Here is a 15,193-nt window from a genome sequence, read left to right as displayed (position 1 = left end):
CCGAGTTGGGCCCGGCAGCGCGCCTTTGGCGCGCTGCCGGGCCCAAAACCCAAGAAGGTTCGGCGAAGCCGGGCCGCCGCGGGTGCGGGAGCCTTTGCCCCTAGGTCAGGTCTTTGTAGCTGATCTCGCGCGCATCGGTCCCGGGGCCGGTTTTTTCACGGCGTACGATCAGGCGGTTCAAGGCGTGAAGATAGGCTTTGGCCGAAGCCACAACCGTATCCGTGTTGGCCGATTGACCCGTTGCGATCATGCCGTCTTCTTCCAGACGGACTGACACCGTGGCCTGGGCATCGGTGCCCGCTGTTACTGCATGCACCTGATACAGCTGAAGATGGGCTTTGTTCGGAAAGATCGCGCGGATTGCCTTGAAGGTCGCATCCACCGGGCCGTCGCCGTGTTCGGTTGCGATCGTATCCTTGCCGTCCACTTCCAACTCGACCGTCGACTCTGCCTGTCCGCCGGTGCCGCAGGTCACTTTCATCGACACCAATTGCAGATGATCGTCTTCGTCATCCAGCGTCATCAATGCGATAAGATCGTCGTCAAACACCTCTTTCTTGCGGTCAGCCAAATCCTTGAACCGCACGAAGATATCCTTGAGCTGGTTGTCACCAACCTCATAGCCCAGCGTTTCCAGCTTGTCGCGCAACGCCGCACGGCCCGAGTGTTTTCCCAAAGGCAATGACGTGCCCGAGAGGCCGATATCTTCGGGGCGCATGATCTCAAAGTTTTCGCGGTTCTTCAGCATGCCATCCTGGTGGATGCCGCTTTCATGGGCAAAGGCGTTCTTGCCGACGATGGCCTTGTTGAACTGCACGTTGAAGCCCGACACGGTCGCAACGCGGCGCGAGATATGCATGATCTTGGTCGTATCAATGCCGGTGTTCCACGGCATAATGTCGTTGCGGGTGCGCAGCGCCATAACGACCTCTTCCAACGCCGTGTTGCCTGCGCGTTCGCCAAGGCCGTTGATTGTGCATTCAATCTGACGTGCCCCGCCCGCGACAGCGGCAAGCGAGTTCGCCGTCGCCATGCCAAGATCGTTGTGGCAGTGGGTGGCAAATACCACCTCATCTGCACCCGGCACCGTCTCGATCAGGCGCTTGATCAGGTCAGCCGATTCCATCGGGGCCGTATAGCCCACAGTGTCTGGGATATTGATCGTCGTAGCGCCGGCCTTGATCGCAATCTCGATCACGCGGCACAGATAGTCCCACTCGGTCCGCGTTGCATCCATCGGCGACCACTGCACGTTTTCACACAGGTTGCGCGCGTGGCTGACAGTCTCGTGGATTTTCTCGGCCATTTCGTCCTGTGTCAGATTCGGAATGGCGCGGTGCAGTGGTGAGGTGCCGATAAACGTGTGAATTCGGTTCTTTCCGGCGTGCTTGACGGCTTCCCAACAGCGGTCGATATCCGCGAAATTGGCACGCGCCAGGCCGCAGATGCGGCTGTTTTTGGATCGCTCGGCGATCTCGGATACCGCTTTGAAATCGCCCTCGGACGCGATGGGGAAACCGGCCTCGATGATGTCGACGCCCATTTCATCCAGCAATTCTGCGATTTCCAGCTTTTCGTCATGGGTCATGGTTGCGCCGGGGCTTTGCTCGCCGTCGCGCAAAGTGGTGTCAAAGATCAAGACGCGGTCTTGGTCGGTCACGTTGGTCATGGGATTCTCTTTCTTCTTCTGTCCTAAAGCCTATGGCGCGCGGGCGTCCTCCTCTGAGCGGGCGCGCCGGATGGCACGCTCAGAGGCGGATTAGGATCAGTAGGCCACGCAGAAACGCACCGCGCAGGGCGGTGTCGGCAAAAGGGATATCTGCGCGGTTGATCATAGGGCGGAATTTATACAGAGCCCGCCCAGAATGAAAAGACCCATTTGCGCCTTAACAGCTGTTGCAGGGGTTTCTTTCTACAGTGGCGTATTGATCCGCGTAACAGGACGTCTAGGTGGTTAGTGATGAAAACAGCGTTGATCATAGGCGCGTCAGGAGGAATCGGTCAGGCGGTATGTCACCGCCTGAGGCAGCAGGGCGTGACGGTGACCACCTTGTCGCGATCTACGGACGGATTTGATTTAACCGATCCCGCCGGTATTGAGAGCGTATTGGGCAAGTTGTCCGGCCCCTTCGATTTGATCCTCGTCGCCTCGGGCGCGTTAGAAATCAACGGGGCGGCACCGGAAAAGACAATGCGTGCGGTCACAGCACAGACAATGATGGGCCAGTTTGCGTTGAACGCTGTCGGACCTGCGCTGATTCTGGGCCATGCATCACGCCTGCTGCCGCGGGATCGCCGGGCGATTTTTGCTGTGCTATCGGCACGCGTCGGGTCCATCGGGGACAATAGGCTGGGCGGTTGGGTCAGCTATCGCGCAGCAAAAGCAGCGGTGAACCAGATCGTACATACGGGGGCGATCGAACTGCATCGTACCCACCAGCAAGCGATCTGCGTTGCCCTGCATCCCGGCACCGTGAAAACTGAATTCACCCGAAAATACCTGGGGCGTCATCCCGCTGTTGCACCGGATGAAGCCGCCGAGAACCTGTTGACCGTGATGGCGCATTTAACCCCAGCCGAAACTGGAGGGTTTTTCGATTGGGCCGGCAAACCCGTGCCGTGGTGAAGGTTCAGCCGTCCGAATCAGTTGAGTCCGTGGCATCCGCCTCAGGGGTCGCACTGTTCGATGTCGCCAATGCACCGTTTTCCCAAACACCGGTTTCCTCTTCGCCGTTGGCATAGCGCACTGTGCCGTTGCCGTGCCGTTTGGCGTCGACAAAGCTGCCCTCGTAAACATCGCCGCTTGGGTATGTGGCGATCCCGTCACCGGTGATCTTGCCTTCGGTCCATTGGCCAGAATAGCTGAACCCGTTGGCCATGACGATTTCACCTTGCCCGTGGCGTTTGCCTGCGTTGAACTCGCCGGAATAGGTGGTGCCATCGGGATACGTGGACAAGCCCTTGCCCTGACGCAGACCATCGGCCCAATCCCCGTCATAGCTGGACCCGTCAGCAGAAGTCAGAATGCCCTTGCCACTCGGTTTGGCGTTTTTGAACTGTCCTTTGTAGACCGTGCCGTTGGGATAGGTGGAAATACCCTGACCTTCAATCACACCAGCGATCCAATCGCCATCATAGGTCGAGCCGTCGGGGTAGGTGATCAGGCCCTTACCCTCGGCCAGATCAGCCTTGAAATCGCCGACATGGACCGAGCCATCCGGATAGGTCATCTCACCTAAACCCTCAAGCAGCCCGTCGGTCCATTCGCCGGTGTATGCAAATCCGTCAGTGCCGGTATAGGCCCCCTGACCATGGCGCAGATCGTTGGCATAGTCGCCTTCGTAGACGTCGCCATTGGCATAAATCATCTTGCCCTTGCCTTGCCGCCGACCCTCGATCAGTTCGCCTTCGTAGACGTCACCGTTGACAAGGGTCATGCGCCCGGAGCCTGTTATGCGGTCTTCGACCCAATCGCCGACGTAAGTCATCCCGTCGGGCAGGGTCAGGCTGCCTTGACCGTGGCGCTGACCATCCTTGATTTCGCCCTCGTAGATACCGCCTTCGGCATAGGTAATCTTGCCACTGCCCTGTTTGACACCATCAACCCAGTCCCCGTCATAGCTAAAGCCGCTGGGGTCCGTCATCACGCCCTTGCCGTGATAACGCGCGTTTTTGAAATTGCCCTCGTAGCGCGCGCCATTGGCATAGATCGCGATGCCAGCGCCATTGAGCGACCCGTCGGCCCATTCACCATCATAGCTGCCGCCGTCGGCATAGATGATCTTGCCGCGCCCTTCGGGTTGCCCTTTGACAAACATGCCTTCGTAGATCGAGCCGTTGACATAACGGGCAATCCCTTTGCCCTGAATCTCACCTTCGGCCCATTCGCCGCTATATTCGAACCCGTTAGGCAGGCGATACGTGCCGGTCCCGTGGCGCAGGCCGTTTTCGAACGTGCCTTCATAGACGCCGCCAACTTCATCGTCCGTGGTGATTACCTGACCGTTCTGCGCGGCGGCGCCAGCAGCGATCAGAGCGATTGTTGATGCGGCAATGGAAATGCGAAAAGCGTTCATAATCTGTCCTGCCTGCCCAGTGTTCATCCTTTTGCGCAAAACTAAGGTACCGGTGGGGGCAGAGCAACGGGTTTTGCCGCATTTGCCTTTTACTTGCGCAATGATCTGCTAAATGGCTGTAAGACTGACGAGGGCAAGAGGGCACAATGGCCGACCGTTTCCGTATCACTCTGGCGCAACTCAATCCCACCGTGGGGGATATCGACGGTAACGCTGCCAAGGCGTTGGCCGCGTGGAAGCAGGGGCGCGAGGCCGGGGCCGATCTGGTGGCGTTCCCCGAGATGTTCATCACCGGCTACAACACGCAGGACCTCGTGATGAAGCCTGCGTTCCACCGGGCGGCGATGGCGGCGGTCGTGGATCTGGCCAAACAATGCGTCGATGGCCCTGCGGTGGCGATTGGCGGACCTTGGGCAGAAGATGGCAATCTTTTCAATGCGTACCTGATCCTCAAGAACGGGCGGATCAGCAGCAAGTCGTTGAAACATCATTTGCCCAATGAAACCGTATTCGACGAAGTGCGCCTGTACGATGCCGGGCCTTTGGGCGGGCCTTATGCGGTTGGCAACACCCGCATCGGCAGCCCGATCTGCGAAGACAGCTGGCATCCGGACGTGGCCGAAACGCTTGAGGAAACCGGGGCCGAGTTTCTGCTGATCCCCAATGGTTCGCCGTATTTCCGCAACAAATACGACGTGCGCCTGAACCATATGGTGGCCCGCGTGGTCGAGACTGGCCTGCCGCTGATCTATCTGAACATGGTTGGCGGTCAGGACGATCAGGTTTTCGACGGGGCCACGTTTGGCCTGAACCCGGGCGGAGAGCTGGCGTTTCGGATGCCTGTCTTTGACGAGGCCGTGACGCAGATCGATCTGGAGCGTGGCGATGATGGCTGGCGCATCGTGCCCGCTGAAATCGTGCCGCAGCCCGACGAATGGGAGCAGGACTATCGCACCATGGTGCAATCCTTGCGCGACTATATGGGCAAGACCGGGTTCAAAAAAGCGCTGCTGGGTTTGTCGGGCGGCGTTGATTCTGCCTTGGTCGCGGCTATCGCAGTGGATGCCATTGGCGCTGAGAATGTTCGCTGTGTGATGCTGCCTTCGGAATACACCAGTCAGGCGTCATTGGACGATGCCGAAGCCGTCGCCAAGGCGTTGGGCGTTCACTATGACTATGTGCCGATCTCGGACAGCAGGGCAGCCGTGACCCAGACCTTGGCCCCGCTGTTTGCTGGGCGTGATGCGGATTTGACCGAAGAGAACATCCAATCCCGCTTGCGCGGATTGCTGTTGATGGCGATCTCGAACAAGTTTGGTGAGATGCTTTTGACCACAGGAAACAAATCCGAGGTCGCGGTGGGATATGCCACCATCTACGGCGACATGAACGGCGGCTATAACCCGATCAAGGATTTGTACAAAACCCGTGTGTTCGAGACCTGCCGCTGGCGCAATGCAAACCACCGCGACTGGATGATGGGGCCCGCAGGTGTGGTGATCCGCCCTTCGGTCATCGACAAACCGCCCAGTGCCGAGCTGCGTGAGGACCAAAAGGACAGCGACAGCCTGCCCGACTATCCGGTTTTGGATGCCATTCTGGATATTCTGGTCGATCGTGAGGGCTCGATCGCCGATTGTGTCGCTGCCGGATTTGACGAGGCTGATGCGCGGCGGGTCGAGCATCTGATCTATATTAGCGAATACAAACGCTTTCAGTCCGCCCCCGGAACTCGGTTGACACATCGGGCTTTCTGGCTGGATCGCCGCTATCCGATTGTGAATCGCTGGCGGGACAAAGGCTGAACTGCTCTGGAACCAATTAAGGAATAAATGATTGTCTCCTTCGCTAGGCTAGTTTGTCCAGAGAGGTGAGCATTGTTTCAAATTTTCCGATAACACTCTAATTTTCCAGCCTCTCTTGGAATAGATGGCTTGAAATTGAGACATTTTTTTGCCACATTTTAGCTTAATTCACGCCCCATCTGGGGCGGTGTGACCTTATTTCGAAAGTATCGAATTGTGGCGCACTTGGTGTTGGATGTCTGAGTTAACGATTTGGTGTTATTATGTATGAGGGATATGACAAACCGCTTCACCCGCCGTTGAGGTACAAATCAATGGAGTCCGAGGCGCGGGTTCTGGACGAAGCTAAGTTGGATTCTGCCATCGCGGATCTTCTTCGCGAGGATGAGCCCGAAGACCCCGAGCCTGAGGTGAAATCCACAAAAGCGCCGACCGTCTTTCCTGAACTGCCTCAACAGGCCGAGATGGATGAAGAGGTCGAGACGAAAGACAGCGGGTTGGGGGCGACCCTGCGCCAGAAATTGGCAGAGTTGCGCGGCGCAGCATAATTTCTAGGTGAATCCTGACGGAATGGCGCGTAAATTCTCGCGTCTATTGGCGTGTTCGCCACAGCTTTTGAAAATCATCACCCCTGCGGCACAAGGCACGTTGCCTGTGCGCTCGCTCTGGGCCTTCATGGCGGTTCGAGCCATGAAATAAGAGCGGTTGATGCCCGGCCCCAAGCCAACCCCCGTCGAACCTGATTTGCACTTGCCCAAAACCGTGGATGTCGTTGTCATTGGCGGCGGCATAATCGGCGCGTCCACCGCGTTGGAACTGTCTGAACGCGGTGCTTCGGTGCTGCTGTGTGAAAAGGGGCAGATCGCGGGCGAGCAAAGCTCGCGCAACTGGGGATGGGTGCGTCTGGGTATGCGCGACCCGCGGGAAATCCCGTTGATGGTCGAGGCGCTGCACCTGTGGCAAGGGCTGGATCAGCGGACCGGCCGCAAGACAGGTTATACCCGTGCAGGCATCCTGTTTGGCGCCTCGGGCAAACGCAGCAGCGGAAATCTGGAACGCTGGCTACGCCATGTCGACGGGTTGCAAACCGGTGCCAGATTGGTGGCCGGGGGTGAGTTGGACGCGATGCTGCCCGGTACTGCAGCGGATTTTGATTGCGCCCTTTTTATGCCGCAGGACGGTCGGGCCGAGCCGCAATGGGCCGCACCCGCCATCGCAGAGGCGGCGCGGGACCGTGGGGCGGTGCTGATGACCAATTGCGCAGCGCGCAGTGTCGATCTTAGGGATGGCCGCGTTTCTGGTGTGTTCACCGAGCGTGGTCGGGTGGCATGTAACTATGTGGTTCTGGCCGGTGGTGCGTGGTCTCGTCTGTTTGCCGGGAATGCCGGGATTGATCTGCCGCAACTGAAGGTACTGAACACGGTTCTGCGCACGTCATCTGTCGAGGGTCCTGAATCAGCGCTTTGGGCGGATGAATTTGCCATGCGAAAGCGCGCTGATGGGGGCTATAGCATCGCGTCCGGTCGCGAGAATACGGTTGATATCGTTCCCGACAGCTTTCGTCTGGGCCGACAGTTCCTGCCTGCCTTTAAACAGGAATGGCGGTCTTTGCGCTTTCGATTGTCGGGCCGCTGGCGCACCGAGGCGCAGCAGGATCAGACCTGGCTGCCAACCGATGTGACGCCGTTCGAAAAATGCCGTGTGCTGGACCCCGAGCCGTCGTCAAAAGTGTTGCGCAAGGCATGGGCCAAAGCACGCAATGCGTTTCCGGCGCTTGAACAGGCCGAGATTGTACAAAGCTGGGCGGCGATGATCGATGTGACACCGGATGCGGTGCCGGTAATTTCGGGGGTGGATGAGATGGCGGGAATGTATATTGCAACCGGTTTTTCCGGTCACGGGTTTGGTATCGCCCCCGCAGCAGGCCGTCTGATGGCTGACCTGGTCGCCGAAACCACGCCTTGCGTCGATCCGGCCGCTTTTCGCCTGTCCCGTTTCACGGATGGCTCAATAGTATGGCCGGACCCTGGATACTAGGGCTTAGCCCATCATCTGATAGCTGACCGGGACAAAGCGGAACCCGTCACCGCGCGTTTCGACAAAGCCAGCCGCCGGGAACGGCATGTGATAGCCGATCATAGGCACCTTGTCGGCGGCCAGCATGCCTAGCACATTGCGCCGGGATGCAGTGGCTGCCGCCTTGTCCATGTCAAAGCGCACCTCCCATTCCGGGTGGGCAAAAGACCAGACATAGTGATTGGCCAAATCAGCGGTCAGCACCAGACGTTGCCCGTTGCTTTCCAAGTGGTAAACCGTGTGACCCGGAGTATGCCCATAGGCTGCGACTGCAGTGATGCCCGACGCGACCTCGCCCCCGTCTTCGACAAAGGTCATCTTTTCGGCCAACGGTGTCACTTTGGTAGCGACCAGATCGCCGACGCGGTTGCCTGCGTCTTGCGCGGCCCAGAAATCATATTCAGGCGATGCGGTGACATAGCGCGCATTGGGGAAGGTCGGCGCGTCGTTCGTGGTCATGCCGCCGATATGGTCGGGATGCATATGGGTGATCACAACGGTATTGATCTGATCTGGCGTCACGCCCGCATCCGCCAGCGCGGCCTGAATGCCGCCCTGACCCAGACCAGTGTCGAACAGAACCAGCTCAGACCCGGTATTGACCAGTGTTGGGGTAAAAAAGAACTGCGCCACCTCGGGCGAGATGAAGTTGTCGGCTGAGACCTTGGCGAAATCCTCGTCCGAAGCGCCGCCGCCAAAGATATCCTTGGCGCCGTCACGGGGCAGGCTACCGTCCAACAGTGTGGTGACGGTGAAGTCGCCCAACTTAAAGGATTTGGCGATGGTTGAATTGGCCTTGGTCTCGGTCCCGGCGGCCAGAACCGGGGCGGCGGCGGATGCGAATGGCAATGCTGCTGCGGCTCCTAGGGCCGCGCGGCGAGTCAATTTGATGGTCATTTTCGATCTCCCTGTCAGAATATCAGGATGTTAGGTAGGGCGGAGAGGGTCACTTGCCACTCTATACACCCAAGACATGGGCTGTGTGGTTGAACATTACGTGTTAAATTTTGTTCATGGCGCGATCTGTAAACAAAACCGTCCCCACAGGGCAAAGCGTTGAGAGTTTCCTTTCGGCGGTACAGCCAACGCGAAAAGCCGAGGAGGCACGGGTACTGGATGCAGTATTCCGCAACGCGACGGGATTTGCACCTGTTATGTGGGGGGCGTCGATGATCGGGTACGGGCGATACCACTACCGATATAAATCCGGGCGCGAGGGTGATTTTCTGGCCACCGGGTTTTCCCCACGTAAATCTGCGCTGTCGATCTATATCATGCCCGGTTATGCGGATTTCGGGGATATCCTGACGCGCCTGGGCAAACACAAACTGGGCAAATCCTGCCTCTATGTGAACAAGCTGGCGGATATTGATCTGGATGTGCTCTCCGAGCTGATCCGCGCCGGGTTGAAAGACCTGGATCGGCACTGGCCGGTGCAGCCGACCTGAAACCCCTGCTGGACAAAAACGCGCCTTTGTGACATGAGCCGCGCCAACAGGAGAACTCCATGACCACCACCCGTTTTGCCCCGTCGCCCACCGGTTATATCCATGTGGGCAACCTGCGCACCGCCCTGATGAACTATCTGATCGCCCGCAAGGCAGGCGGTACGTTTATCCTACGTATCGACGACACCGATCCCGAGCGTTCGAAAGAAGAATATGTCGATGCGATCAAGCAGGATCTGGAATGGTTGGGCCTGCATTGGGACCGGGTCGAGCGTCAGTCCGAACGGCTGGACCGCTATGCCGAAGCTGCGGACAAACTGCGTGAGATGGGCCGGTTTTATGAGGCATTTGAAACGCCGACCGAGCTTGACCTGAAGCGCAAGAAACAGCTGAACATGGGCAAGCCGCCAGTTTATGACCGCGCCGCGCTGAACCTTTCTGAGGCTGAGAAAGACGCGTTGCGGGCTGAGCGTGGTAATGGTGTCTGGCGGTTCAAGCTGGATCATGAGCGGATCGAATGGACCGATGGGATTCTGGGCGACATCTCAATCGATGCGGCCTCGGTGTCTGACCCGGTGCTGATCCGGGGGGATGGTCAGGTTCTGTATACGATCGCGTCAGTGGTGGATGACACTGAGATGGGCGTTACTGACGTTGTGCGCGGCTCGGACCACGTGACCAACACCGCGACGCAGATTCAGATCATCAAGGCACTGGGCGGCACTTGCCCGCGCTTTGCGCACCACTCGCTGCTGACCGGCCCGCAGGGTGAAGCTTTGTCCAAGCGTCTGGGTACGCTGGCCCTGCGCGATCTGCGTGAACAGGGTGTGCAACCAATGGCTCTGCTGAGCCTGATGGCGCGTCTGGGCTCGTCCGATCCGGTTGAGTTGCGTTCGGACATGGCTGAACTGATCGAAGGATTCGATGTAAACCGTTTCGGGGCTGCACCAACCAAGTTCGACGTGCAGGACCTGTTCCCGCTGACGGCGAAGCATCTGCAATCGCTGCCGCTGGCCGATGTGGCCGACGCCGTTGCCGACGCAGGCGTTCCAGCCGATTTGGCCGAGCCGTTCTGGTCGATGGCGCGCGAAAACATCACCACCCTGGCCGATCTGAAAGGCTGGTGGGAGCTGTGCCGCGACGGGGCTGAACCCTTGATCGCGGATGAGGACCGTGAGTTTATCGCCGAAGCCGTTGCGCTGCTACCCGAAGGGCCTTTCGATGGTGAAACATGGGGCGCATGGACCAAGGCGGTGAAAGAGGCCACCGGCCGCAAGGGCAAGGGCCTTTTCATGCCGCTGCGCAAGGCGCTGACCGGCATGGAGCGGGGTCCGGAAATGGCGACCTTGCTGCCGTTGCTGCAGGTGATCCGCGCGCGCGGATGAATGTACCTGATCCGGTATTAATCAGCCTAGAACACGAATGAGGCAGGCAAACCGCCTGCCTTTTTTTGTTGGCCGGTCTGCAGCACTTGTGCCGAAACCTGTTGCAAACGATCATCCACCAATTCGGTCTCTGCCGGTTTTAGTTGCTGATGGCGCGGATACCGAGGTTCTGCGCGATCATTCAGGATTGGCGCGTCCCAACCATCGGTGGTTGCAAAAAACCGATCCACTCCATCGGGTCCGAAGGCACGCAGATAACCCTGCACAACCACGTCTATATAACTGAGCAGCAGCGGGTGGTGGTTGCTGGGTGCGGTATGACGGTCATGCGGCACTGCATAGACGGCAATTTCAACGTCATGGGTCAGGGGGTGTGTCACCGCCTGCGTGGCTGGAACCCGATCATAGGCCCACTCCCGTTCATCCAGTGCTGCCCAGTCGTCTTTCGGCACATGGGCGATCATCCCCTCAATCTCGCATTCCGGGTCCGGTACTGCGGTCAGAAAGGCCACCGGGCGTAGGTCTGTGTGCCGCCAGACGCGCCGCCATCCCTTTAACCGGGCCGGGTGCGGATCGGGGAAATCATGGGTCGAAAGGTTCACAAGGCTGCCATAGCCAAAGAAATAAGGGTCCGCCATGCGCCGTCATGTCCTTTGAAGCGATTGATGTATGTCAAACCGCTTTTTTGCCAGACATGCAATAAGGTCCCACCTTGAAATTTGGGAGGCCAACATGCGGATTACCAAACGGACAAACATAGCAGTGCGCCTTTTGATGTATTGTGCGGCGCATCAGGATCGATTGGTGACAAAGGCCGAGATTGCGGATGTGTGCAATATCTCGGAAAACCATCTGGCACAGGTGATCAATCAATTGAGCCAGCTAAATTATCTGAGCACCCAGCGCGGTCGCAATGGCGGTATGTCTCTGGCGCGCCCAGCTGACGAAATTCGCGTCGGGTCGGTTTTTCGCCATGTCGAGGGCGCTTTGCCGATCGCCGAGTGTTTTGCCGATGCCGACAATACTTGTCCACTGACCGATGCGTGTCGCTTGCGGGTGGCGCTTAGCGACGCTGCCGAGGTTTTCTATGCCTCGCTGGACGAGATCACGCTGGATGCGCTGGTCTGTGACAACGAACAGCTGTTGCAAATTCTGCAACCGGTGGCCTGCGTGCGCTGATCCTAGTCAGCGGCGCGCAGAATGCTGGCCGGGCGTACCGCCAGTGGGCGCAGGGCAAAGACCAGACCTGCGCCCAGTGTCACAAGGATTCCAGCCAGCACGATACCCAGGGCTGAACTCCAGATGACCGTGAACCCGGTGTCAAAGATGTATGTGGCCACGGCCCAACCCCCTAATATCCCGGTCAGCAGGGCGACACATCCGGCGGCCGCGCCCAGCAAGATCGAACGCAGCGCAAAGCTGAGCAAGATGCGCCGCCGGTCTGCGCCCAATGTCTTGAGGATCGCAGATTCGTAGCGGCGCGCGGTTTCGCCTGCTGCAGCGGCCCCGATCAGGACCAAGAAACCGGTCAGCAAAGACACACCCGCTCCATAGGAGGTCGCCGCCGCCAGCCCGGCCAGCAGGCCTGAGACACGATCAATCGCGTCCCGCACCCGGATCGCGGTGATGTTCGGATATTGCCCGGCCAGATCGCGCAGAATGGCAGCCTCGGCCTGTTCTTCGGCATAGACGGTGGCGATAAAGCTGTGTGGGGCTCCGGCCAGCGCCGAAGGGTTCATCGACATGATAAAGCCGATGCCGGCGGTTGAAAAATCGACCTCGCGTAGTGAGGTGACTTCGGCAGTGATGTCCCGGCCAAGGATATTTACGGTCAACTCGTCGCCTAGGGACAGGCCCATTTCCTCGGCCTCTTCTGCCGCGAAACTGACCTGCGGTGAACCGGAATAGTCATCCGGCCACCATTCGCCTGCCTTGACGCGGGTTTTTTGTGGCCGAGCGGCGGAATAGGTCACGCCCCGATCACCGTCTAGAACCCAGTGGTCGCCAGCTACCTCACGGGCAGGGCGGCCGTTGATCTGGGTGATGATCCCCCGCAGCATCGGTGCGCTTTCAACACGGGTGACAGCCGGGTCAGCGTTCAGCCGTTCGGTAAAACCGGGCATCTGGTCTTTTTGAATGTCGACGAAGAAATAGGATGGCGCCACGTCCGGCAAATTGCCTGCGATTGCATTGCGCAGGGTTCCGTCAATCTGGCCAACGGCGGCCAGTACCGAAAGCCCCAGCCCCAAGGACAGCACGACCGACGCAGCCCCTTCGCGCGGGTCCGATATGGCCGATAAGGCCCATCGCAGGGCCGGGCGACCACGTGCTGGTTTGGCACCGAAACGGGCAAACTTGCGGATTGCCAAAGCCGACAGAGACAGCACAAGCAGCGCGCCGACCAGCCCTCCGCTGGTCCAGAGTGTCAGACGTGCCGAACCGCTGAACCAGGATGCTGATGCGACCAGCAGGACCAGCCCGATGCCAGTCGCCAGGATGAATACCGGGCGCGGGAGGGCGCGGGCCGAAGACAACGCATCGCGGAACAGGGTCGCGGCACGCACTTCTTCGGTGCGGGCCAGCGGCCAGAGGGTGAACAGGAAGGCTGTCAGAACCCCGTATAGCGCGGCCTCGGCCAGCGGACGGGTATAAAGCGAGAAGACCGCCGGGACAGGTAATTGGCTTTCGATCAGCGGGGCCAGTAGCAGGGGAAGTAGCCCACCCAATGTTATGCCTATAAGGATGCCAATACCGGACAATACACCGATCTGGATCATGTAGGTTTGTAAAATCGTCGCGCGATCCGCCCCTAAAGTGCGCAGCGTGGCGATGGTTTCGGTCTTTTGCCTCAGATAGGCCCTGACGGCGGCAGAGACGCCGATACCGCCAACCGCCAGACCCGACAGTCCCACAAGAACCAGAAAGGCGCTGAGGCGGGCGACGAATTCCGCGATCCCCGGAGCGCCATTGCGGGCATCGGTCCAGCGCATACCGGTACTGTCGAAACTTTGCTGTGCTGTGGTGGACAAGGCCGCAAGGTCAGTATCGGGTGGCAAAGCCAGCCGGTATTTGGTGGAAAACAACGTCCCCGGCGCCAAAAGGCCCGACGCCTGTAAATCTTCGGTTCGTACCAAAGTACGCGGCCCCAATCCGAACCCGTCGGCAGCCCCGTCCGGCTCGTGAATCAGGGCGGCGGTCAGGGCAAACTCTTGCGTACCAAGGGCAAAGCGGTCTCCGACGGACAGACCTAACCGATCCATCAGCACCGGATCCATGACCGCTCCGGGCAGGTTCTGATCACCATCCAGAGCGGCGGATAGCGTTTGGTCAGGGTCCAGCACGGGTGTGCCCAACAACGGATAAGCTGCATCCACCGATTTCACCTGGGTCAGCGCGCGCTGGGCTTCCTCGCCTTGCTGGACTACGGCCATCGAGCGGAAGTCGACCACCTCAGACACAGTCGTTGCGGTCTGTTCCATCCAGTCACGCTCATCCTCATTGGCGAAGCGGTAGGTGAATTCCAATTGGGCGTCTCCACCCAGAAGCGCAGCGCCTTCCTGGGCAAGTCCCGTCTGGATGGCCTGACGCACCGATCCAACGGCGGCGATGGCGGCAACACCCAGCGCAAGACAGGCCAGAAACACCCGAAAACCGCGCAGGCCGCCGCGCAGCTCGCGCCGGGCCAGACGGCCAGCCAGCCGCAGGCTCATTCCGCGGCCTCTTGCTGAATGTCTTCGGCAATCGTTCCGTCTCGCAACCGCACGACCCTGTCGCACTTGCGCGCCAGACTGTGGCTGTGCGTGACCAGAACCAGTGTTGCGCCGTGTTTGTCACGCAGACCAAACAGAAGATCGACAATGGCGGCACCAGTTGCATCGTCCAGATTTCCCGTGGGTTCATCCGCCAGCAATATCTGCGGTCGCGGGGCCGATGCCCGGGCTAGCGCCACCCGTTGTTGTTCACCCCCCGACAATTGCGCCGGGTAATGATCGCGCCGATGGGACAGGCCGACCGCTTCCAGTTCGGCCTCGGCGCTGTCGAACGCATCCCTGTGGCCGGCCAGTTCCAGCGGCGTGGCCACGTTTTCCAGCGCGGTCATGGTCGGGATAAGGTGGAAGTTCTGAAACACCACCCCCATCGTGTCCCGCCGGAAACGGGCCAAGGCGTCTTCGTCCATTTCTGTCAGATCGTTGCCAAGGGCGGTGATCTTGCCCGCCGTCGCCAATTCCAGCCCGCCCATCAGCATCAACAACGAGGATTTGCCCGACCCGGACGGCCCCACCAGCCCCAGTGTCTCACCTTTGGCTACGGTCAGGGATATGTCATGTAGGATATTGACCCGCCCGGCATTGCCATCCAGCGACAAAGCGGCATTTTGGAGCGAAAGAACAGGTGTCGTCATA

At 59.2% G+C, this 15,193-nt stretch carries 13 protein-coding genes; 7 read left to right on the top strand and 6 right to left on the bottom strand.

What is annotated here, in order from left to right; translation table 11 throughout:
• Positions 1-100 precede the first annotated feature (100 nt).
• Positions 101-1,669, bottom strand: a complete 1,569-nt coding sequence (locus ACR0JB_RS11790; RefSeq protein ID WP_170397247.1) for a 2-isopropylmalate synthase — start codon at positions 1,667-1,669, stop codon at positions 101-103.
• 291 nt (positions 1,670-1,960) lie between these two features.
• Here ACR0JB_RS11790 and ACR0JB_RS11785 point away from each other — a divergent pair, with 291 nt between their 5' ends.
• Positions 1,961-2,626 (top strand): SDR family NAD(P)-dependent oxidoreductase, encoded by a 666-nt coding sequence (locus tag ACR0JB_RS11785; protein WP_170397249.1) that lies wholly within the window; start codon positions 1,961-1,963, stop codon positions 2,624-2,626.
• A 4-nt stretch (positions 2,627-2,630) separates the two neighbouring features.
• Here ACR0JB_RS11785 and ACR0JB_RS11780 read toward each other — a convergent pair whose 3' ends face one another.
• Positions 2,631-4,076: an MORN repeat-containing protein gene (locus tag ACR0JB_RS11780; protein WP_170397250.1), complete on the bottom strand. Its 1,446-nt coding sequence runs from the start codon at positions 4,074-4,076 to the stop codon at positions 2,631-2,633.
• A 146-nt stretch (positions 4,077-4,222) separates the two neighbouring features.
• On the opposite strand from ACR0JB_RS11780, the gene ACR0JB_RS11775 reads away from it, so the two are divergent.
• The 3 genes from ACR0JB_RS11775 (at position 4,223) to ACR0JB_RS11765 (ending at position 7,918) form a co-directional block, all read left to right on the top strand.
• Complete coding sequence (locus ACR0JB_RS11775) at positions 4,223-5,881, top strand: NAD+ synthase (protein WP_480789946.1); 1,659 nt, start codon at positions 4,223-4,225, stop codon at positions 5,879-5,881.
• A gap of 314 nt (positions 5,882-6,195) precedes the next feature.
• Positions 6,196-6,429, top strand: coding sequence for a hypothetical protein (locus ACR0JB_RS11770; protein ID WP_170361474.1), 234 nt, complete (start codon positions 6,196-6,198; stop codon positions 6,427-6,429).
• 160 nt (positions 6,430-6,589) lie between these two features.
• On the top strand, positions 6,590-7,918 hold the full coding sequence (locus tag ACR0JB_RS11765; RefSeq protein ID WP_480789945.1) for an NAD(P)/FAD-dependent oxidoreductase: 1,329 nt from the start codon (positions 6,590-6,592) through the stop codon (positions 7,916-7,918).
• Positions 7,919-7,921: 3 nt separating this feature from the next.
• Here the strand turns inward: ACR0JB_RS11765 and ACR0JB_RS11760 are convergent, their stop codons facing one another.
• Positions 7,922-8,854 (bottom strand): MBL fold metallo-hydrolase, encoded by a 933-nt coding sequence (locus tag ACR0JB_RS11760; protein ID WP_170397253.1) that lies wholly within the window; start codon positions 8,852-8,854, stop codon positions 7,922-7,924.
• Between the two features lie 116 nt (positions 8,855-8,970).
• Between ACR0JB_RS11760 and ACR0JB_RS11755 the strand changes: the two genes are divergently transcribed.
• Together ACR0JB_RS11755 and gltX are read left to right on the top strand one after the other, a co-directional pair.
• Positions 8,971-9,405 carry a DUF1801 domain-containing protein gene (locus tag ACR0JB_RS11755; RefSeq protein WP_170397254.1) on the top strand — a complete coding sequence of 145 codons (435 nt, stop codon included), beginning with the start codon at positions 8,971-8,973 and terminating at the stop codon, positions 9,403-9,405.
• Between the two features lie 59 nt (positions 9,406-9,464).
• Complete coding sequence (gltX, locus tag ACR0JB_RS11750; RefSeq protein WP_170397255.1) at positions 9,465-10,790, top strand: glutamate--tRNA ligase; 1,326 nt, start codon at positions 9,465-9,467, stop codon at positions 10,788-10,790.
• A 26-nt stretch (positions 10,791-10,816) separates the two neighbouring features.
• Here the strand turns inward: gltX and ACR0JB_RS11745 are convergent, their stop codons facing one another.
• Positions 10,817-11,428 carry a gamma-glutamylcyclotransferase family protein gene (locus ACR0JB_RS11745; RefSeq protein WP_170397256.1) on the bottom strand — a complete coding sequence of 204 codons (612 nt, stop codon included), beginning with the start codon at positions 11,426-11,428 and terminating at the stop codon, positions 10,817-10,819.
• 94 nt (positions 11,429-11,522) lie between these two features.
• On the opposite strand from ACR0JB_RS11745, the gene ACR0JB_RS11740 reads away from it, so the two are divergent.
• On the top strand, positions 11,523-11,969 hold the full coding sequence (locus ACR0JB_RS11740) for an RrF2 family transcriptional regulator (protein ID WP_170350551.1): 447 nt from the start codon (positions 11,523-11,525) through the stop codon (positions 11,967-11,969).
• Positions 11,970-11,971: 2 nt separating this feature from the next.
• Here the strand turns inward: ACR0JB_RS11740 and ACR0JB_RS11735 are convergent, their stop codons facing one another.
• Together ACR0JB_RS11735 and ACR0JB_RS11730 are read right to left on the bottom strand one after the other, a co-directional pair.
• Positions 11,972-14,500 carry an ABC transporter permease gene (locus ACR0JB_RS11735; RefSeq protein WP_480789944.1) on the bottom strand — a complete coding sequence of 843 codons (2,529 nt, stop codon included), beginning with the start codon at positions 14,498-14,500 and terminating at the stop codon, positions 11,972-11,974.
• Positions 14,497-15,192 (bottom strand): ABC transporter ATP-binding protein, encoded by a 696-nt coding sequence (locus tag ACR0JB_RS11730; RefSeq protein WP_170397259.1) that lies wholly within the window; start codon positions 15,190-15,192, stop codon positions 14,497-14,499. Before ACR0JB_RS11730 ends, ACR0JB_RS11735 begins: the two co-directional genes overlap by 4 nt.
• Between the last annotated feature and the right edge of the window lies 1 nt (position 15,193).

Source organism: Ruegeria sp. BI7, from assembly GCF_056537925.1.
The sequence above is the reverse complement of the archived record's forward strand: the minus strand, read 5'-3'. Positions and strand labels throughout refer to the sequence as shown.

Excerpts from the sequence above, each read along its gene's own strand:
- ACR0JB_RS11755 (WP_170397254.1), top strand. The coding sequence starts at position 8,971 with ATGGCGCGATCTGTAAACAAAACCGTCCCCACAGGGCAAAGCGTTGAG.
- gltX (WP_170397255.1), top strand. The coding sequence starts at position 9,465 with ATGACCACCACCCGTTTTGCCCCGTCGCCCACCGGTTATATCCATGTG.
- ACR0JB_RS11780 (WP_170397250.1), bottom strand. The coding sequence starts at position 4,076 with ATGAACGCTTTTCGCATTTCCATTGCCGCATCAACAATCGCTCTGATC.
- ACR0JB_RS11740 (WP_170350551.1), top strand. The coding sequence starts at position 11,523 with ATGCGGATTACCAAACGGACAAACATAGCAGTGCGCCTTTTGATGTAT.
- ACR0JB_RS11790 (WP_170397247.1), bottom strand. The coding sequence starts at position 1,669 with ATGACCAACGTGACCGACCAAGACCGCGTCTTGATCTTTGACACCACT.
- ACR0JB_RS11785 (WP_170397249.1), top strand. The coding sequence starts at position 1,961 with ATGAAAACAGCGTTGATCATAGGCGCGTCAGGAGGAATCGGTCAGGCG.
- ACR0JB_RS11760 (WP_170397253.1), bottom strand. The coding sequence starts at position 8,854 with ATGACCATCAAATTGACTCGCCGCGCGGCCCTAGGAGCCGCAGCAGCA.
- ACR0JB_RS11745 (WP_170397256.1), bottom strand. The coding sequence starts at position 11,428 with ATGGCGGACCCTTATTTCTTTGGCTATGGCAGCCTTGTGAACCTTTCG.
- ACR0JB_RS11735 (WP_480789944.1), bottom strand. The coding sequence starts at position 14,500 with ATGAGCCTGCGGCTGGCTGGCCGTCTGGCCCGGCGCGAGCTGCGCGGC.
- ACR0JB_RS11775 (WP_480789946.1), top strand. The coding sequence starts at position 4,223 with ATGGCCGACCGTTTCCGTATCACTCTGGCGCAACTCAATCCCACCGTG.
- ACR0JB_RS11765 (WP_480789945.1), top strand. The coding sequence starts at position 6,590 with ATGCCCGGCCCCAAGCCAACCCCCGTCGAACCTGATTTGCACTTGCCC.
- ACR0JB_RS11730 (WP_170397259.1), bottom strand. The coding sequence starts at position 15,192 with ATGACGACACCTGTTCTTTCGCTCCAAAATGCCGCTTTGTCGCTGGAT.
- ACR0JB_RS11770 (WP_170361474.1), top strand. The coding sequence starts at position 6,196 with ATGGAGTCCGAGGCGCGGGTTCTGGACGAAGCTAAGTTGGATTCTGCC.